Here is a 19484-nt window from a genome sequence, read left to right on the forward strand (position 1 = left end):
TGTTGCAGGTGCGTCATAAACGCGATCGGCCAAAACGGCCGCCTCGACGGCCGAGGCGCTTGCTGACGGCGCCGATGTCGCGCTGGAGCATTCGCTCACTGCCAGCGGTAGATTGCTCTTGTCGCCGAACGCCGGCGGCGCTGTACGAGGGCATCGCATCCTCGTCCAGTGACGTTCTCAGGCGGCCTTTGCGGCCATCCTGGCGGCGAGCTTTTCCTCTTCGGTCCAGACCTTCCGCTCGCGCGGCGGCTTCACCGGCTTGACCTGCTTGACTGCGCCGCCCCCCAGCACCGGCGCGCGCTTGGTCGAGTGCCGCGCCACTTCGCAATGCCACTCGTGATCGTCCTGCACTGTCAGGGTGCGCCCGATCTCGCGCTCGACGTCGTGCAGCCATGCCCGCTGCTCGGCGTCGCACAGCGTGATCGCGAACCCGCTGCGACCGGCGCGACCGGTGCGGCCGATCCGGTGGACATAGCTTTCCGGCAGGCTGGGCAGGTCATGGTTGAACACGTGCGTCACGGTATCGACGTCGATCCCGCGCGCGGCGATATCGGTCGCGACCAGCACCTGCACGGTTCCGGCACGGAAGGCATCGAGGGCGCGCTCGCGCTGACCCTGCGACTTGTTGCCGTGCAAAGCTTCGGCGGTGATGCCCGCCTCGCCGATGAACGCGCAGACGTCGTTGGCGATGTTCTTCTGCAACGTGAAAACGACCGCCTGGCCCATGTCCGGGGTCTTCAACAACGCCAGCAAGGCGGCCTTCTTGTCGGTCGCATCGAGGAACATCACCGACTGGTCGATCCGATCGACGGTCGTCGACGGCGGAGCGATCTCGACCTTTGCCGGATCACGCAACAAGCTCTCGGCCAGGACGGCGATCGACTTCGGCATGGTCGCCGAGAACAGCACCGTCTGGCGGTCGGTCGGCAATGTCGCGACGAGGCGCTCGATCGGCTTGGCGAAACCCATGTCGAGCATCTGGTCGGCTTCGTCGAGCACCAGCGCTTCGAGCTGCGACAGGTCGCAGAGCCCCTGATCGACCAGATCGAGCAGGCGGCCCGGTGCGGCGACGATGATGTCGACCCCGGCTTCCAGCGCCTTGACCTGATGGAACTGGCTGACGCCGCCGAAGATCGTCATGACGCTCGGTTTCAAATGGCGACCGAAGCTCTCGAACCCGGCCGCGATCTGCGACACGAGTTCGCGGGTCGGCGCGAGTACGAGGATGCGCGCGCCGCCCTTGGGTGCAGGGCGGGGATGCGCGGCGAGGCGGTGGAGCAGCGGCAGCGCGAAGGCGGCGGTCTTGCCCGTGCCGGTCTGCGCCATCCCGAGCATGTCGCGTCCCTGCAGCAGCATCGGGATCGACTGCGCCTGGATCGGGGTGGGGTGGGCATAGCCTTCCTCAGCTAGCGCCTGCAGCAAAAACGGCGCCAGGAAGAGATCGGCAAAGGTCATGGTCATGGTCACGCGGCGCCTCCAGCGCTGAGCTAAACTGCGCCTTGTAGGCAAGCATCTTGGGAGCGCGGGCTGGTAGGTGCGATGCTGCACTGCGTCAATGTGGAAAGCGAGGCGAGGCCGGGGCGCCGCGGTGGTTGAACCTACCGACTTGAGCGGTTAGCCTGAACTTGGTCTCGCCAGATCCAGCGAAGGACATCAGGCAGGATCGATCCGCCATCCGCATCGGAATGCATACCGTCGGTCCAAGCGTGATTGATGTCGTAGCGCGGCCCCTTGCTCTTCTCCGCATCGGCGTTGACGTTCGCCCACTCAAACGCTTTCAGCATCTGCTGATTGGCCAGGAACCAGTTGCCGTGTTCGTTATCCAGGTCGCCCCGCCCGTCCTGAAGGAAGACGCGCAAGGGGCGGATCGCGCTTTTCCGGATCAGGCCGGGGTAGGTATCCCCGCCATAGGCCAGCGGCGTTCCGTCCGGCGCGAGCTTCAGACCGATCGACGTATAGCTTCCGATGAAGCTGATGACGTTGCCGAACGCGTCCGGATGGCGCCATGCGACTGTCCACGCGGCGATCGCACCGCTTGACGTGCCGCCGATAGCGCGCCGCTTCGGATCCCCTGAAAACCGCCATCGCCGGGCTATGGCGGGCAGCAATTCGTCCAACGTCATCCGGCCATAGGTGTCGGAAAGTTCGTCATACTCTTCCGTTCGATGATCCGGGTTTTGCATGCCGAGCGTATCCGGATATCGAACGGACACGTTGCCTGGCGTGACGAACACGCCCAACGTCTGCGGGATGAGTTTCTGTTCGATCAGCGTGTCCAGAACGGCGGGCAACTTTAGCGAACCTGCCGGATTGACCGCGCGCTGACCATCTTGAAACAGCAGAAGATTGGGTGGCGTCGATGCGTCGTAGCCCGCTGGCACATACACCCAATAACGTCTGACCGTCCCTGGGTAGATCCGTGAATGAAGCGCGAACGGACCCTCGACCCGTCCGTGCGCCGTTGAGCTTCGCGCACTTGCTTCCGCTGTTCGGTCGGCAGCGACCGACGTCGTACCCGATCTAAGCGCTAGCACCACCGTCGCCATGATGACCGTCCGCATCGTCGCTCCCCAAACTTCGCCGGGTCCTACCACGGGGAATTGGCCAGATGGGCGGCGTAATCGAGGGCGTAGTCGGATGACGCGGTACCTCGTGTTGGTCGGCCATGCTGTATTCGCATCAGTGTCGCTCGCGATCGTTCTGATTGCAACACGTCGGGCAGTGGCGATGCTCGCACCGATCTTGTGGAGCGCGTCGCTCGGCGTCGACACGACGCAGCTTCGGACCGCCCCGGCCCCAGCCGTCACACGATCCTGTCGGCGAATGCGCGGGGCGCGCGAACTACTGTCCCATGGCGTGCGTTCTCGGGAAACCGAACGCGTGCGCTTTCGTCGGTCCAGTGGACGAAATCCCGGGTCGAGGCGCCGCCGAAGCGTTGCTGCTCGTAGACGTCGTAATATACCATGTAGCGGTCGCCAAGACGGATCGCCGTCGGGCCTTCCGTCATCGGTTTGGTGAAAGGCACGCTGACCGGCCCGAACGGACCGGTCGGCGAGGCGGCCGACTGGCTCACCAGCCACCGCCGCGTTTCCGTGTCGTGCGTCTCGTCCTTGTAGATCAGCCGCAGCCCTCCGTCGGCCAGCTTCAACCAGGTGAAGTCGATGGAATCGGTACCGGGATCGAACAATAGCCTGGTCGGGGTGAACGTGCGAAAATCCCGGGTTCGCGTGTAGTAAGGCCGCAGCTTGATCCCCGCGAACTTCTCGCCGGCGGTCGCGCCGAAACGGCCGTCGATGCTGCTCGACCACATGATCACGAAATCGCCCCGCGGGCGATCGTAAATCACCTCGGGCGCCCAACTGTTGCGGACGCCAGCGAAGCCTTTCATCACCGGAATGGTCTGTTGCGGCGACCATTGCATCAGGTCGCGTGACGTGGCGTGGCCGATGACGGGGCCGAACCAGTCGCTCGTCCAGACGAGGTGCCACAGGCCATCGGGTCCCTGCGACAGGTTGGGATCGCGCATCAGCCTGTTCTCACCGACCATCGGCGTCAGGAAACCACGACCGCCGCCCAGCGCCGTGAAAACATACCCGTCGTCGCTTCGCGCAAGTTTCAGGCCTTCACGACCCTCATCCTTGTCCGTGAAATAGCTGAGCAGGAAAACGTCGTCCGGCGCAGGACGTGCGGACGCAGGCAGGGCGGCGCAACCGAGCGTCGCACCGATACCGGCTAGGGCAGTACGCCGATCGATGAAGTTCATGCCGAATGCTCCGATACGGCGCAAGCGCCAAGTGAGATGCATAGTCTGACAGTTGGATCGGCCAAGTAAAGCACGCAATACTCGGACGCAGGGTCGCGTTTTGCTTCGTATGTGCGCGTATCGCGATGGTGGAGATACGCGCGTACATGGTCCAGCCATACGACGCCGGTGCGATCACCCCGTCACCGTTTACCGGCGGTAGTGATCCAACAAGCGGGCTTCGTAACGTCCCGCCAAGAACACGACGCCGTTTCCCCTACGAAGTAGGTATATCGATGATGCTGCGGCGGACCGCGTAAAGCACATCATGCAGGCATGCCGTGCGACCGTGGCCATCTGACGTGCGAACTTCATCCTGGTATGAAGGTGACATACCGCGTTGCCTTCACGGCCCGCCGCGCTGAGCTGCTCGACCGAGCTTCGAGTCCTACGACGATAGTGCACGGAAGAACCGGCCTTATCGAGCGCACGGGAATGAGAACCGTTCGTCATTTAATGCGCGTTGTGCTCGCCGGATTGGGGAGGGGGCGGCCTGGTCGCAGCTCGTACCGCTGCCGCCCCCTGGACTATTATGAGAAACCTACGACTGCATGTGGGACGTACGGTTCTTCCAGCCGCGCGATCTCGCGGTCGGTAAGGCCCAGTTCGAGCGCCGCGATCGCATCGTCGAGATGCGCGATCTTCGATGCACCGATGATCGGCGCGGATACCTCCGGCTTCGCCAGCACCCAGGCGAGCGCCACTTGGGCCCTCGGCACGCCGCGTTCCAAGGCGATCGTCGCGACCGTCTCCACCACCTTGCGGTCCGCCTCGACAGTATGTGCATACAGCGTCTTGCCGAACTCATCGGTCTGCGAACGCCCGGTGGTCTCGTCCCAGTCGCGCGTCAGACGACCGCGAGCGAGCGGGCTCCAGGGGATCACGCCGACCCCTTCGGCGTCGCACAGCGGCAGCATCTCGCGCTCTTCCTCGCGGTACAGCAGGTTCAGATAATCCTGCATCGTCGCGAACCGCGTCCAGCCATTCGCTTCGCTGACGTGCAGCATCGTAGCGAACTGCCACGCGAACATCGACGACGCACCGATATACCGCGCCTTTCCCGCCTTCACGACGTCGTGCAGCGCCTCCAGCGTTTCCTCGATCGGCACGTCGTAATCGAACCGATGAATCTGGTAGAGATCGACATAGTCGGTGCCGAGCCGCGTAAGGCTGGCATCAATCTCGGCCATGATCGCCTTGCGGCTGAGACCGGCACCGTTCGGGCCCGGACGCATCCGCCCGTGCACCTTGGTGGCGATTACCACTTCGTCGCGGCGGCTGAAGTCCTTGACCGCACGACCGACGATCTCCTCCGAGGTGCCATCCGAATAGACGTTGGCAGTGTCGAAGAAGTTGATCCCCGCCTCGACCGCGGCGCGGAGGATGGGACGGCTGGTGTCCTCGTCGAGCGTCCACGCGTGGTTGCCGCGATCGGGCACGCCGTAGGTCATGCAGCCGAGGCACAGCCGCGATACGTCCAGGCCGGTGCTGCCCAGTTTGGTATATTCCATGGTCCATCTACCTCAAAGGTTCACGTGCCGAACGAATGGCACCGCCATGCGGTCCTGCCCGATCAGCGCGACTGCGGAAACGCAGCGTCGCGTGTCCTGTACGGAGCAAACGTCGGGAGAATGCAACGATCATGGTCGCCCGTCGTTCGCCCTGCATCCCCAAACTACACCGAAGGACCGCTATGTTCGGACACAAGAAGAAGGTGCGCTACGCCGTCGTCGGCGGTGGCCAGATTTCGCAGCAGGCGTTCATGCCGGGCAACGTGTGCGAACCACGCCACGCCAGCTGGTTCGAGCCCGATGTCGACTGCTTGCTAGCGGACCAGGAAGTAGCACGGGTCGCTGCCGGTCCCGCCCGGGTCCCGGCGGCGGCACGTCCGGGTGGTTGGCGCGGGCTTACTTATTACCGGCTGCACGGATCGCTCGACATGTACCGAACCGCGTACGGGCTCGACCGCCTGCGCGACTATGCGCACCTGATTGCCGCGGACCGCGCAGCAGGGCGCCCGGCATGGTGCATGTTCGACAACACGGCCGCCTCCGCGGCGCTGGGTGATGCGCTTCAGCTGACCGAACTGATCGACGCTTCGTCGGACGGCAGGGCGGGCTAAAGCCCGATCTTCGCCAGCGCGGCGGACAACTCCGCATTCGATGCGGTGTCGTCCTTGGGAGAAAGCCGGTTCAGCACGGTCTGGACGCGCGTTTGAGCGACTTGGAGCGTCTTGTGCCGCACCTCACGCGTGGCGTTGGTCCGCCAGGATGCACTCTCGCCCAGCAACGCCGCCCATTTGGCCTCTTCGGCAGCCAAGATCGCCAGCGCCAGCCGCAACCCGTCTCGACGGCCATGCGCATACTCGTCCGACATCAAGCGATTTTCTCCCTACGACCCAGCACCGTTCACCGTTGTCGCCAATCAATAGGCTGAGCGCCCAGTTAAGGGCTGCCCGATACCAATGGTCAGTCCGTCTTGATGCCGTAGCGCGCATACCGCCTGTCGACGCTCGGTAGTAGCCGCCGTGCAATCGCGAATTCCTTCTTCGCTTCAGGCGTCCGGTTCGATTTCGCCAACACGATCCCGCGCATGAAATGGCTTTCCGCCTGATTGGGCGTCGATGCCAGCACCGCGTCGAGATCGGCCAAAGCCTGCTCGTATTTTCCGAGCCGATACCAGACCAGCGCCCGGCTATCGAGCGGACCACTCGTGTCGGTGCTGAGCTCGATCGCCGTCGTACAGTCTTTGAGCGCGCTCTCGATCATGACCATGCGGGTTCCTTTGGCCCAGCATCGCTCGTTCATCAGCGAAGGCGAACCCGGCTTTTCCGCGATCAGGCTGTCGTACAGGGTGAGTGCCGCGGTGACGTCGCCATACTCGCCGAGCAAGCTCGCCTTTGCTTCGCGAAACGCGTTGCGCATGCTGCCGCCCAGCGCAATGCGCTGATCCAGCAATGCCAGCGCTCCGGTCATGTCACCGCCTTCCGCCTTCAGGTCGCTGAGCTGACCAATCGCTTGTTCCGACGACGGGTCCAGGGCACGCGCGGCTTCCGCGTCTTTGAGCGCCGCCGCCATGTCACCCAATTCGTGTGATTCCGTCGATCGCTGCAGATAGAGGTCGATCGTCGGAGCGATCGCGATCGCCTGCGTCAGGTCGGCGACGGCGCCGCGGCGATCACCCACGCCGCTCCTAAGCGACGCGCGGCTGGCATACCCGCTGACCTCCTCGGGATCGTTGGCGATAGCCTTTGCAAAGATCGCCTCGACCGCCTTCAACTGCGTAGCGCCAGGGGGATCGCTGGCCATGATGTCCCACCGGCGCCGGGTGTCGGCGGAGGCGACGATACGGGGGGCGCGGGCTTTCGCGGTCGCCAGCGCATCGCGCTCCGCCGGGATACGCGCGACCGCGATCTCGCCGCCGACGGTGTCGATGCGCTCGTCGAGCGTGAAAGTCCCGTTTTCAAGGGCTGCGCTACGAACGATATCATACCCGGCGATGTTCGCCTTGAGATCGGGTTCCCCCTCCAGCGTGAAGGCTCGTGCTCCCTCGGGAAGGCGCAATCGCAAGCGATAGCGCATGCCGTCCGGTTGGTTGACGACGACAGGGACGGATGCCCAGGTCGCCTTGCTACGGTCGGGATCGAAATTGACCTGATTAATGAGCCGGTCGACCATGCGCTTGCGACGACGATCGTCGGTCGTCCAGATCGTGCTTGTGGCGCCGCGGGCCTTCAGCGTGACCGCACCGGTGATCGGGTCGGACGTGATCGACGTGTCGACAAATTGCCCCTCGCCCAGGAAGCCTTGCAGAAACTGACTGACAGCGTCGCGTTGCTCCTTCTCGCCCAACTGGGTCTTGGCCATCGTCAGCATCGCTGCCGGTCGCCCGTGAACGATCGCCGTAGCCTCGAATGCACTGGGCAGGTCGACGCTGGCGGTTTCGTCCGCTTCGACGGTCAGGTCGATGACCGGGCGCGCGTTCGCGTGCGCCGCGATCCTGAGGAGCGATGCGCCATCGGCGCGGATCGGCAGGACATAGCCGACATCCGGCGTGTCGTGGATATCCGCAAGCCTAGAACCGGCACCCGTCCCGTCGAGCCACAGCGTCTGCCCGCCGATCGTCGCCTTCACGAAGACGTGATTGAAAGCCGCCGCGCTCGGCAGCCTTTCGGCGACGAAGTCCCCCGTTCCGACCGCGGCGAGGACAGGCTCCGCATCGATGCCCATTGCCCGCAGCATAGCCAGCAACAGCACCGTCTTCGCCTTGCAGTCGCCGTAGCGAACCTCCCACGTTCGCGCGGGTTTCTGCGGAACATAGTTCCCGCCGTCCATCCCGACGGCAAGGTAGCGAATCTTGTCCTGCACAAGCTCAAGCGCGCGTTCGGCCCTGCCGATTGGCGTCGCATCCGCCTTCATGATCGCGTCGACCTCGGTCCTCAGCGGTGAGCCGGGCGCGACGGTGTTGGCCTCCGCGCCATAGAGCGGCGCGAAGGTCTTCGAGACGTCCGCCCAATCTGAGAAGGTCGCGAATTCGATCATCGGCGGATGCCGGAAACGGCTTGGCGCATCCTGCGGCATCTCGACCGGCTTTGGCGCGGGTAGGGCGAGGTCGAGCACGGTATATTGCCCGTCGCGGATCGGCACGGCCTTGACACCGTCGGCCTCGAGCTTCCAGCGCGGTGGCGTCGCGGTCGGCCACGATATGCGAGCGCGGGCAAAGGTGACGCGAGCGGGCAGGGCGATCATCGGCACGACGTTCTGCACGCGCCCACCCAACGCGACGTCCTTGGATGTCGTCGACGCCCGCAGCCGCAGGGTATCGCCAACCTGGAGACCCTCGACCGCGAGCGTTGCCGTCAGGATACCGGTTAATTCGCGCTGTTCGAGCGCCTGTTCGCGTCGCAAGACGGTAAACTTCTGACCGTTTGCCAAGAGGTCGATACGCTGGCTCCCGCGCCAGATGGCCAGTTCATGGACGATGATGTCGCCCTTGTCCGGTGCCCAAGGCAGGGTAAGCGACGTGGCCTGCGCCAGCATCTCCGGCGACGTGATGTGCGACGCGACGTCCATATAGGACCATAGCCGCCCGTCCTCGATGCGTTGTTGGGTATCGAAGATCACCAGCGTCGGCGTATCGCCGCCCGTCTTCGCAGCGTCCGGCATCACGGCCGGAATGACCCAGCTGGGCGCGGCCTGATACAAAGGAACGTCGCTCGCCTGCGCCGCAGACGTCGCCATGCACCCCAGCGACACCGCTGCAACCACTACACTCCGCACAATTCGGCCCCCAATAATCCCCACGCGAACGATATCGGCAAATTCGTCCGCAAGCCCAGAGAAATCGGTAATCCATGACCGCAAATAGTACTCGACCGCCCCGGCCATCGCCCGCCTTATCATCGAAGAGATGATCAGCCCGCCAGCTCGCCATCGCGCGGGCGGAAAGATCTTTGCGGATGCCGGCGGTCCGCCGATCGCGGCGATAGTCGCCGTGATCCGCCGATGTTCGGCCCGCAGCGCCGGTACGGCATGGTTGATGAAGGCCCGAACGACGCCGCGGCTTCCTCGATACGGATGATATACCATATGCGCCGATTGCGGCGGGGGTTCGAATGCTCTCGGAACCGTGACAAGGCGGCCCGCCGCGAAGTCTTCCGCCAAGCAAAGATGACCGCCCGCGGGACGCTGGCCGCAGACCGGTTACGGTGACACTCAGCCGCGCCGAGCGACCCTTCGTCGACTGCGTTGGCGAATGTGGTCGGTGGCTTCTTCGCTTGAAACGCACCATGCCGACATTGCTGCGATGTTGCGCGATTTCCTCATCCGGAAGACTTGAGACGAGGATCGAGGTTGGGGGAAGATCAAACGTGCTCGATCTCGACCGCCGCCTGGCGCTCGGCAATCCAGGTTGCAAATTGTGCGGCTTCCATCGGGCGCGCAAACCAGAATCCCTGCGCCTCTTCGCAACCAAGCTGCGCTAGGATTGCGGCGGCCTTGCCGGTCTCGACCCCCTCGGCCACTACTCGGTATCCAAGTTTGTGCGCGAGCCCGATCATCGTCTCGACGAGGACAAAATCGGGCCCTGCCGCTTCCGTCAGGTTGCGCATGAAGGCTTGGTCGATCTTCACGATCCGTGCCGGCAGGCGCTGGAGATACGCAAGGCTGCTATGTCCTGTCCCGAAATCGTCGATCGCAAGACAGATACCTGCTCCGGCCAGTTCGCGCAGCATCGCCAGTGCCTGGTCGGGCTGATCCATGATCGCGCTTTCGGTCAGCTCGATCTCCAGTCGCTCGGGCCGCAGGTCGCGCTCGAACAACGCCGGCTGAATTCGGTCGATCAGGTCCGACTCGCCTAGGTTGGCAGCGGAGATATTCACCGACAGGACCGGCGCGATCGCGGCAAGATCCCAATTTACCATCTGGTCCATCGCCGCGTCGATCACCCACTGCGTCGTTGCCCGCGCCAGCGACGTTTCCTCGATGATCGGGATGAACTCGGCCGGCGATACCTCGCCCAGTCGAGGATGCCGCCAGCGTAGCAACGCCTCCGCGCCAAGGCATCGCCCGGTCGCAAGTTCGACCCGTGGCTGGTACACCATCCGCAACTGGTCGCCCGCTTCGAGCGCCGCGCCGAAATCCTGCAACAGGCCGTATTGGCGGCGGTGCGCGATGTCGTTGGCCGGCGAATGCAGCGCGATAGCACCATCCGTGTTGCGTGCATCCTGCGCCGCGCTCGCCGCGCCCCTGAGCACGTCGTCCGCCGAAACGCTACCGATGACGAAAGACCGGACGCCGATCGCGACGTTCGTGACGAAGCGTACCGACGACGTAGCATGCATCGCTTCGAAGCTCGTCTTGAGCAAAGTCACATAGGCAAGCTCCTCGACACCCGGCGGCGATATGAACGCAAATTGCGCACTGCCGACTTGGTACGCGATCCGCCCCGGCCCCAATGCCACGCGCAACGACTGCGACGCCTCGCGGATGAAGTCGTCGACGCGGGCGACGCCCAGCGCCCGCGTGATCCGACTGATCTGGTCGTCGCGCGCCATGTCGACCACCACTGCGAAGCGATGCTCGCCCGGATGGTCGCGCTCCAAGTCCATCAGGTCTTCGCGAAACTGGTTCCGGGTCGGCATGCCGGTGACTGGATCGATTCTGCCGAACGCGTGCTGTAATTCAATCTGCGCCATCACCATTGCGGCCAGGTCGACCAGCGCGGCAAGTTCCGCTTCGGTGGCCTTGCGTGGTTCGGTGCCTAGGACGCACAGCGATCCGAGCCCGAAGCCGTCACTGGTTATCAAAGGCGCACCAGCGTAAAATCGCGTGCCGGCTCGTCCGAGGACGCTGTCGGCGTAGCAGGGGTCTGCCTGAAAATCTTCTATGACGAGAGGCCTGGTCGATTCGGCGACCTGGGCGCATGGTGCTTTGTCGCGCGGGATGCCGCGATGCTCGACGCCGACCCGCGACTTGAACCATTGTCGGTCTCGATCGGTCAGCGACACCGCCGCCACTGGCAGCCCGAAGATCTGGCTGGCCATCCGAGTAATGCGATCGAATCCTTCGCTCGCCGGCGTGTCGAGCAGCTTCAGCTGGTACAGAGCGTCCAACCGGGCTTCTTCGTGATGATCGCGCACACGATTCCTTTCACGTTCGCCTCTATAATAAAAACCTTAATGGTTTGATCTAAATCAAACCAGATAAATTAAACATGAGTTCTTAATGGCTACGCGGGCTCGACCCGGTTAAGTCTGGATTAGCGTCTGTCAGCAACTATTCTGCTGGCGGGGGAGCGGCCATGCGATCGTTGAACTCTCGGCAGTTTGGCATTTTGATTGCACCCGTAGTCGAGTTCGAGACGATACGCCGCACGTGACTCGCGCCTCGCCTGACGTCTCGGACGATGCAACCTCGCGCATTCTCGTCGCCTTGGCGACGCGATCGTCCCGGTCGTCCTGTTCGGCGACGCTAGCGATCAGACGCCGCCTTATCACTTTTGCCGACGCGATCGAGCCGCTACGTGGCCGATGCTTCTTCCGCAGCGCCGGCTAACCTCCGATCGCCGCGGCCCGCCGCCGCCAAGCAAGCGAACGTCGGTTCAGATCGTGAAGGTCGACCCCGCCCGCCAGCGCCGCCTCCGCCAGCGCGATGGCGCGATCCAATAGCGCGCGGTCGGCGTGGGCGTATGCGGGGCGGCGGGTGATCCTGTCGTACCACACGCCGCCGCAGGCATTGTCGAGGAAGATCCGCTGGAAGCAGTGATTCGCCTCGACCGGCCAGCGACGCCGGCGGGCGACCGCTGGCAGCGTCTCTTGGGTAAGCGTCAGCCAGCGGGCTTCGGCGATCGAGCGATCGTACGACGGGTCGTGGCCATCCATCCAGTCGGAACGATCGAAACCTGCGAAGGTCGCGCCGTTCCCTATCGCACGCGCCAGTGACCGCGCGGCAGCGGAGGCATCACCCCCGGTACGATTGAACGCGATCAGCGTCGGTGCGTCCGCGACGAACCGGTCGAGCACGCCGTCCGCGATCTTTATCGGCCCGTCGAACCGCGTGGCACCTGGAATGCTCTGGATCGCCGCGGCTTCGGCGGCCAATCGCTTGGCATCCGCGAAATACCGTCCCGCAGCGCTGCTTCCGCGGTCCGCCGCGTCGAGTCCGGCCGCCGTCAACTGCAGCGCACGCCCCCATCGCTGCATTGCGTCCAGCCACGGCCGCGACTGCGCCGCGAAACCGGGGTCGATGGTCCCGGACCGGATGATGTCGGGCGCATTCGCGATCTCGTCGGCACGCGCGGTCAGGTCCGCGATCGCTCGGCGCCGTGCAGCTCCGTCGCCCCCGGCCAGCACCTCCCGCACGCCGTCCAGCATCGCCTTCAAGCGCGGCGCCTGCTCCTGCCAGGGCTGGCTGCCGAAGGTCGGTGCCATGTGCTGCGTATCGAAGAACGTCAACAGCGCCGCGGTTGCGCGCTCGTCGCCGCCCGCCAGTTCCCGCGCCGCGAAATGCCACGTCCGTTGCGCATCATACCCCTTGTCGTTCCAGCCGAACGCGGCGACGCCGGTCACCGCCGGGCGGCTGGGCGCCTCCTGGTTCATCGGGTTCGACAGGATCCCGGTCAGCTCGCCCGACAGGCCCGCCTCGCGCCGCGTATAGGGCGCCATCAGCAGCCGGCCGGTGGTCTGCGCATAGTCGTTGACCGGATAATTGTCCCACAACAGAGTCTTGCGACCGAACGCCTTGGTCGCCGCCTTGGCGTCAGGGATCGAGATCGCCGGCGGCACGACGTCGGTGCCGGTCCACTGCACGACGATTCGCGGGTCGAGATGCTTGCGCAGCGCCGCCTTGTACGGCGTCTCCTTCGCGTCGTAATATTCGGTCGGCACCATGATCAGCGCACGCGCCGAAGGGTCCTTGGCGGCAAGGTTGGCCTGCACCGCATTCAGCAATTGCGACTGCGCGATGCCAGCCGCCTCCGCGCCCGATGGACCGAACGCCGCCTTGTCTTTCTCGCAGTTCCACTTGGTGTATTCGATGTCGTCGAGCGCGACATAAAAGCTGCCGACGCCGATCGATCGCATCGCGTCGAACTTGCGTTCCAGCGCCTGCACGTCCGCAGGGTCGGAGAAGCAGACCGACGGCCCCGGCGACACCGCGTAGACGAAGTCGACATGGTTCCGCCGCGCCGTCGTCGCGAGCGTCCCCAGCGCCTTCAGCGTCGCGGCCGGATACGCCTCCCGCCAGCGATCGCGCGCATACGGATCGTCCTTCGGGCTGTAGACATAGGTGTTCGCCTTGACCGTGGCGAGGAAGTCGAGATGCCTGGTGCGGTCCGCCATCGACCACGGCGCGCCGTAGAATCCCTCGATCGTGCCCCGGATCGGCATCGCCGGATGATCCTGGATCACCAGTGCCGGAATCGTCGACCGCCGGGCAAGCTGGCGAAACGTCTGGGCGGCATGGAACAGGCCGTCCACGTCGTGACCCGCCAGCGTGACGACCCCGCCCGACGCCGAGGCCAGGCTCGCGATCGTGTAGCCCTCGGCATGGTCATCGGCCACCGCGCGACTGCGGGCTAGCGCGTCGCGGACGATCGGCGCGGTCGATAGCCCCAGCACGATATACGTACCGTCGACGGCGGACGGCAATCGTCGCGCGCTCGTGACGGTCTGGACACCGGATGCCGTGAGGATGCTTCGGACGAGCGCGACCGTCTCGGCGTCGACGCCGGGCGCTGCGATCAGCGATACCGTACGCCCTAGCGCGATCCTTCCCGATCCCAGTTCGATCGACGCGGGAGCGGGGAACAGCGCGGGCATGGTGACCGGTTCCGCCGAAGCCGACCCCGATGCCAGACTAGACAGCCCCGCGACAGCCATGAGGGAGGGGACGAGGCCGAACTTGCCCGTATGTCGCGTCATGCTCGTCTCCGGTATCATAATGGTATTATGAAACCCGAACTAGGGTAGACGCCGGACGACTTCAACCCGCGCGCAAATCGGGCGCTTCCGCCCCCTCAGCGGCTGGCAAGCATCGCCGCCATCTTCGGGCGGACGGCGAACCCGTCAAGCTGGTAACTGACCATCACGCCGATATGATCGGACAGCATGCTGTTGTCGCCTGCGCGTCCGAACGGCGCGCTCAACGCAACCGGCTTTACCGACAGCGCATCGGAGGCGCGGTACATCAGCCAGTCCTTGGCACGCCCCGTCGAGGTCGCGACGTCCGCGCGTTGCGTCACCAGGCAGCTAGGAGTCGACCGGCACCGCTGCTCGCCACCCGTCAGCGGCATCGCACCGCCGAACATGTGCCGTGCGAAATACGCCCTTCGCGCGACGTCCTGCCCGACGTTGAAGTCTCCCGCCACCAACAGCGTCTCATGCGGGCGTTCCATCGAGCCGATGAATGCGCTGAGCACGTCGATCTGCCGTTTATAGGCATAGAGCGCACGAGGCTCGGATACGCCGGTCGCCCCGTTCGAGTTCAGGTGCGTGTCGATCACGGTGACCGGGCCCGCCCGGCCCGGAACCGCGATCATCGCCGCCATCGCACCCTTGTTGGCGAGGCAGTCATAACCTGCGCATACCGGGTAGCTGACCCGTCGGACCGCCAGGATCGGATAGTCGGAGAAGATCGCGAGCCCGCTGTCGACATGCTTGCCGACCTGCTCCCCGCGCAACATGCTGCCTTCCGCGACGAAATCCCGGTCGTTCGGGGTCGCGGCGGTCGCGGCGTCGTCGGCGGAGGCTCCGAACGCGACGTAGCGGTAGCCGGCCGCGGCACCGATCGCCTTGGCATCGGGCACGAACGCCTCCTGCAACGCGACGATCCGCGGTTGGTGCCCCGCAGCCCGCATCGCGCGGAGCTGCGCGGCGATCGCCGACAACGACGCCGTCCGGTCCTCTGCGATTGGCCAGGGCAGGCCGTGGACGTTGTAGGTCATGATCGACACCGTCGTTTCCGGCCGCTCAGCCGCTGCTGGCGACGTGATTGCTACGAGTAGCCCGAGACAGACGGCAAGACGACCGAGACGACCGAGACGACGCGAAACCATTGGCGATCCAATTCCTGTAGTTGCGTGGGTGACGCCACGGCTCGACCGAAACCCCACCTCTCGAGAAAACTTCGTTCGTCTGCGGTGTCTTGGTCGGTGTCAGCGCTTCAGCGGCGCGAACGAGAACAGCCCGCTTCGGTAGTTCATCACCACCGTCGTCGGCGTGATTCCGGCATGCGCGACGACCCGCGCCGCCTCCGCGCTCGGTTTGGAATGGCCGAGCCGCGGGTTACCGGCAAAACCGATCCCGTCGTGGAGCAGGCTGAACCCGTGACCGCCGCTGCGGGCATGGACGACGCTGAGCGCATACGCACCCTCGCCCGGAACCCGCAGGCACAGCCGCGCCGGGCCCGACGCCGGCACCGGGATCACCGCGCGGCGGAACGTCTTGCCCTGCGCCACCAGCACGTTGTCGTCGGCCAGGAACTCGCCTTCGACCGCAGGATAGACTTCGGCGCGCAGGTTGCCCGCGCGATCCTTCAGTCCCTCGACCGTCACGACGATCGCGGGTCCCGTCTCGTGCGGTCGGCACTGCGCCGCCGCGGTCCCCAGCGCAGGGGTCGACGCGATCTGCATCGCGGCCAGCGCCAGGAGGGCGACGATCATTGATTATGCTCCGGATTAAGAAGTTCGACCGCGGTCAGCGCGGCGCCGAGCAACAGGTGCGTGACCAGCCAGAGCGCGGCGACCATCGTCAGCATCGCCGCGACGTTGGAGGCTTGTCCGACGGTGAAGGCGACGAGGCCGGCAAAAACGATGTCCTTGTTCGGCAACAGCGGCAGGCGCGAGACGAGCAGGCGCAGCGTCGCCAGCACCAGCCACCACGCGAGCGGTGCGGCGGGCAGCGCGACCGCCCAGAGCGCGGCGGCGAACACCGTCGTCGCGACGATCCGCAACAGGTGGATGACCGCGATCCGGGCGAGTTCGTCGCGGGGCAGCGTGAACAGCCGCTTGCGCATCACGAGCGCGACGATCGAGGGCAGCGCGATGCAGGCGGCGGAGACGATCATCACCTTGGCGTCGGTGCCGAGGTTCAGCGCGACCAGCGACTGCCAGCTGACCGCGGCGAGCGCCAGCGTGCAGACGTTGGCGACGACCGCGGACAGGATCGACACGTCCTTGATCGCGCCGAATGGCGTCGCGACCAGAGCCGCATGCCGCCGCGCCCAGGCATAGAAGTACAGTTCACCGGAATAGCCAGCGATGATCTCGTTGCTGATCCGCTTGCGCAGCAAGGCGAGGAAACCGCGTGGGGGCAGGTTCCACAGCCGGCGATAGATCACCCACTCGCTTGCCGGCAGCGCGAGATAGCCGGCGGCGAACAGCAGCCAGAACAGCGGCGACCGCGGCACCATCGCGATAACGCCGCGTACGTCGAGATAGCGCAGCTGCCACAGCGCTGCGATCAGGATCGCCGCGGACAACAGCGGCGTCAGGCCGCGGGCGACTATACCCTTGCGGACCTCGATCGTCTTGAGCGGTAGCGTGGGGGCGGGCAGGGCGATCCGGTCGAGGGCCTTGCTCATGCCACCGCCCGCCGTACGGCGATCGGGGCGGCGAGCGGATTTCCATGACGCAGCGATGCCGCGACGGCGGGGGAGCCGGGATATGTCATGGGCCCTGGACGTCACCGCATCGCGGCATCCGCAGCCCGAAACAGTCCGCGCGAAAAAATAATCCGGCGGACTGCGGTTCGGATCGCGTGGTGCCGTCTCCGGGGCATGTGTGTGCCCCAGCTGCCCGGACCTCAGTCGTGAACGCCCCGGCAAAGGCCGTGCGTGCCCCATCGCCGGACCGCCGCCTCATCGTCTCGATCCACGACGTCTCTCCGGCGTTTGCCGAACCCGTGGAGCGGCTGGCGGAAATGATCGGGGGGATCCTCGGCGGTCCGCGGTTCGCGATGCTGGTCGTCCCCGATCACTGGGGCGCGGCGCCGCTCGACCAGGCGCCGGCGTTCGCGCGGCGGTTGCGGCAATGGGCCGATGCGGGGGTCGAGATGTTCCTCCACGGCTGGTTCCACCGCGATACCAGCGCGCACCGCAGCACGGGCGCCTCGCTGAAGGCGCGCTACATGACCGCGGGCGAGGGCGAGTTTCTCGGCCTCGACGCGGACGAGGCGGAACATCGGATGCGCGCCGGCCGCGACTTGGTCGAACAGGCGATCGGCAGGCCAGTCGCAGGCTTCATCGCGCCCGCCTGGCTGTACGGCCCCGGCGCGATGGCGGCGCTCAAGGCCTGCGATTTCGCGCTGGCGGAGGATCATTTCCGCGTCTGGCGGCCCGCGACCGACGCGATCGTCGCGCGCGGTCCGGTCGTCACCTGGGCGAGTCGCTCGCCCGCCCGCACCGCCAGTTCGCTCGCGGTCGCCGCGGCGGCGCGCACCCTGCCGGGCTGGCTGCCGACCCTGCGCGTCGCGGTCCATCCCGGCGACGTCACGAAGGAGTCTCTGATGACCAGTATCGACCGGACGATCCGGTGCCTGGCGGACCGCCGCATGGTCGCCCGTTACGCGGATCTGCTACCAGAGGGGGAGGGCCGTCGTGAAGATCGTTGATGTCTGCGCCTTCTACACGCCCAGCGGTGGTGGCGTCCGGACCTATGTCGATCGCAAGCTCGTCGCCTTTGCGGAGCGCGGGCACGAGATGGTGGTCGTCGCACCCGGCGAGCGCGATGGCGAGGAACGGCGCGGGCCGCACGCCCGGATCCGCTGGGTGCGCGCGCCACGGTTCCCGCTCGACCGCTCCTACCGCTATTTTTCCGACCGAGCCGCACTGCATGCGGTGCTGGACGAAGAAGACCCCGACCTCGTCGAGGTCTCGTCGCCCTGGCGCAGCGCGTCGATGGTCGCCGACTGGAAGAGCGACCGCGGCGCCAGGGCACGCCTCGCGCTGATCGCGCATGCCGATCCGCTGGCCGCCTACGCCTATCGCTGGTTTGGCGGCGTCGCATCGACTCAGACCATCGATCAAGCATTCGATTGGTACTGGCGGCACCTGCGCCGCCTCGATCGGCGCTTCGACATGGTCGTCAGCGCGAGCGATAGCCTGAGCGAGCGACTGCGCGAGGGTGGCCTGCAAAAGGTGCTGACCGACCCGATGGGTGTCGAGCCGGGCCAGTTCTCGCCCTCGTTGCGCGATGCCACCGTCCGGCGCGAGATGCTGGCGCTGTGCGGCTTGCCCGAGAATGCGGTGCTGTTGATCGGGGTCGGACGGCATGCGCCCGAAAAGCGCTGGCCGATGGTGGCGCAGGCTGCGACGATCGCCGGCGCCCAGATGCCGGTAGGGCTGGTCATCGTCGGCGGCGGATCGCGGCAACGGCCGGTGATCGACGCGATCGACGGCAATCCGCATGTCCGCCTGCTCGAGCCGACCACCGATCGCGCGGCGCTGGCGCGGATGATGGCAAGCGCGGATGCCCTCATCCACGGTTGCGAGGCGGAGACGTTCTGCTTCGTTGCCGCCGAGGCGATCGCCTCCGGGCTGCCGCTGATCGCACCCGACCGGGGCGGTGCCGCCGATCTCGCGCGGAAATCCGGCGGCGTGCTGTATCGCTCCAGCGATGCGCAGGCAGCGTCCGAGGCGATCCTGTCGGTCGCCCGCGCGAGCCGCAGGCCACGCGCGGTAACCCCGGTTCGCACGATGGACGATCATTTCGACGCCCTGCTCGCACTATACGTGAACGAGGACCTGGTGAGGAGAGAAGGATCATGTCGATGACCGCGACCCGCTTCGCCCTGCAACCGATACATGTTTCGGATCATGACCCGGCCCCGGCCCCGGCCCCGGCCCCGGCTGCGACAGTCGCGCCGTCCAATACGCCGTTGCCACCGTGTGATTTTCGCGGCGACGGACGCTTGGCCGACGCGCTCGCACACCCGCGTTCCGCCTGGGCCTGTCCGCTGTTCTACCTTGCCATTCCGGCCTCCGCGGTCCTCGCCCTCGCCGCGGGAGCGATCTGCCTGTGCGACCGTGCCGCAACCGTGCTGAACCGCTCGGTATCCTGACGCACTGATCCGACGCGCGGACACCGTCGGTCGCATTTTTCGGGGCGACATCCGGGGCGGGCAGGAGCAATACGCCTTGCCAGAGACGATGAGCCTCGGAGGAATGCCGTAGCCGACCCCGATACG

The 19484-nt window shown here is 65.7% G+C and carries 15 protein-coding genes; 4 read left to right on the top strand and 11 right to left on the bottom strand.

Annotated features, from left to right (window positions below; translation table 11 throughout):
* Positions 1–177: 177 nt before the first annotated feature.
* The 4 genes from AC1MH0_RS01705 to AC1MH0_RS01720 form a co-directional block, all read right to left on the bottom strand.
* Positions 178–1461, bottom strand: a complete 1284-nt coding sequence (locus AC1MH0_RS01705; RefSeq protein WP_480965804.1) for a DEAD/DEAH box helicase — start codon at positions 1459–1461, stop codon at positions 178–180.
* A gap of 137 nt (positions 1462–1598) precedes the next feature.
* Complete coding sequence (locus AC1MH0_RS01710; RefSeq protein WP_480964428.1) at positions 1599–2561, bottom strand: alpha/beta hydrolase; 963 nt, start codon at positions 2559–2561, stop codon at positions 1599–1601.
* Between the two features lie 242 nt (positions 2562–2803).
* Positions 2804–3763, bottom strand: coding sequence for a glycoside hydrolase family 43 protein (locus tag AC1MH0_RS01715; protein ID WP_480964429.1), 960 nt, complete (start codon positions 3761–3763; stop codon positions 2804–2806).
* A 569-nt stretch (positions 3764–4332) separates the two neighbouring features.
* Positions 4333–5313 carry an aldo/keto reductase gene (locus tag AC1MH0_RS01720; protein WP_480964430.1) on the bottom strand — a complete coding sequence of 327 codons (981 nt, stop codon included), beginning with the start codon at positions 5311–5313 and terminating at the stop codon, positions 4333–4335.
* 182 nt (positions 5314–5495) lie between these two features.
* On the opposite strand from AC1MH0_RS01720, the gene AC1MH0_RS01725 reads away from it, so the two are divergent.
* A complete protein-coding gene (locus tag AC1MH0_RS01725; protein WP_480964431.1) occupies positions 5496–5924 on the top strand; it encodes a DUF72 domain-containing protein in 429 nt (142 codons plus the stop codon).
* Here AC1MH0_RS01725 and AC1MH0_RS01730 read toward each other — a convergent pair.
* The 7 genes from AC1MH0_RS01730 to AC1MH0_RS01760 all read right to left on the bottom strand — a co-directional run bounded on the left by AC1MH0_RS01730 (position 5921) and on the right by AC1MH0_RS01760 (position 16881).
* The gene (locus AC1MH0_RS01730) at positions 5921–6178 is read right to left on the bottom strand and encodes a hypothetical protein (protein ID WP_056059124.1); all 258 of its coding nucleotides are present in this window, start codon (positions 6176–6178) and stop codon (positions 5921–5923) included. The two genes, AC1MH0_RS01725 and AC1MH0_RS01730, sit on opposite strands and share 4 nt — an antisense overlap.
* Before the next feature lie 92 nt (positions 6179–6270).
* Positions 6271–9042, bottom strand: a complete 2772-nt coding sequence (locus AC1MH0_RS01735) for a DUF3857 domain-containing protein (RefSeq protein ID WP_480964432.1) — start codon at positions 9040–9042, stop codon at positions 6271–6273.
* Between the two features lie 623 nt (positions 9043–9665).
* Positions 9666–11441 (bottom strand): putative bifunctional diguanylate cyclase/phosphodiesterase, encoded by a 1776-nt coding sequence (locus AC1MH0_RS01740; RefSeq protein WP_480964433.1) that lies wholly within the window; start codon positions 11439–11441, stop codon positions 9666–9668.
* Positions 11442–11852: 411 nt separating this feature from the next.
* Positions 11853–14222: a glycoside hydrolase family 84 protein gene (locus AC1MH0_RS01745; RefSeq protein ID WP_480964434.1), complete on the bottom strand. Its 2370-nt coding sequence runs from the start codon at positions 14220–14222 to the stop codon at positions 11853–11855.
* Positions 14223–14317: 95 nt separating this feature from the next.
* Entirely contained in the window at positions 14318–15355 is a 1038-nt protein-coding gene (locus AC1MH0_RS01750; protein ID WP_480964435.1) for an endonuclease/exonuclease/phosphatase family protein, read from the bottom strand.
* A gap of 99 nt (positions 15356–15454) precedes the next feature.
* On the bottom strand, positions 15455–15961 hold the full coding sequence (locus AC1MH0_RS01755) for a DUF2141 domain-containing protein (protein WP_480964436.1): 507 nt from the start codon (positions 15959–15961) through the stop codon (positions 15455–15457).
* Positions 15958–16881: a hypothetical protein gene (locus tag AC1MH0_RS01760; protein ID WP_480964437.1), complete on the bottom strand. Its 924-nt coding sequence runs from the start codon at positions 16879–16881 to the stop codon at positions 15958–15960. Before AC1MH0_RS01760 ends, AC1MH0_RS01755 begins: the two co-directional genes overlap by 4 nt.
* Positions 16882–17129: 248 nt before the next feature.
* Here AC1MH0_RS01760 and AC1MH0_RS01765 point away from each other — a divergent pair, with 248 nt between their 5' ends.
* The 3 genes from AC1MH0_RS01765 to AC1MH0_RS01775 are packed head-to-tail and all read left to right on the top strand — an operon-like array spanning position 17130 to position 19358.
* Positions 17130–17909: a DUF2334 domain-containing protein gene (locus tag AC1MH0_RS01765; protein WP_480964438.1), complete on the top strand. Its 780-nt coding sequence runs from the start codon at positions 17130–17132 to the stop codon at positions 17907–17909.
* Positions 17896–19071, top strand: coding sequence for a glycosyltransferase (locus tag AC1MH0_RS01770; protein WP_480964439.1), 1176 nt, complete (start codon positions 17896–17898; stop codon positions 19069–19071). Before AC1MH0_RS01765 ends, AC1MH0_RS01770 begins: the two co-directional genes overlap by 14 nt.
* Positions 19062–19358 carry a hypothetical protein gene (locus AC1MH0_RS01775; protein WP_480964440.1) on the top strand — a complete coding sequence of 99 codons (297 nt, stop codon included), beginning with the start codon at positions 19062–19064 and terminating at the stop codon, positions 19356–19358. The genes AC1MH0_RS01770 and AC1MH0_RS01775 overlap by 10 nt, the downstream gene beginning before the upstream one ends.
* Positions 19359–19484: the final 126 nt, after the last annotated feature.

The organism is Sphingomonas sp. AP28 (assembly GCF_056680455.1).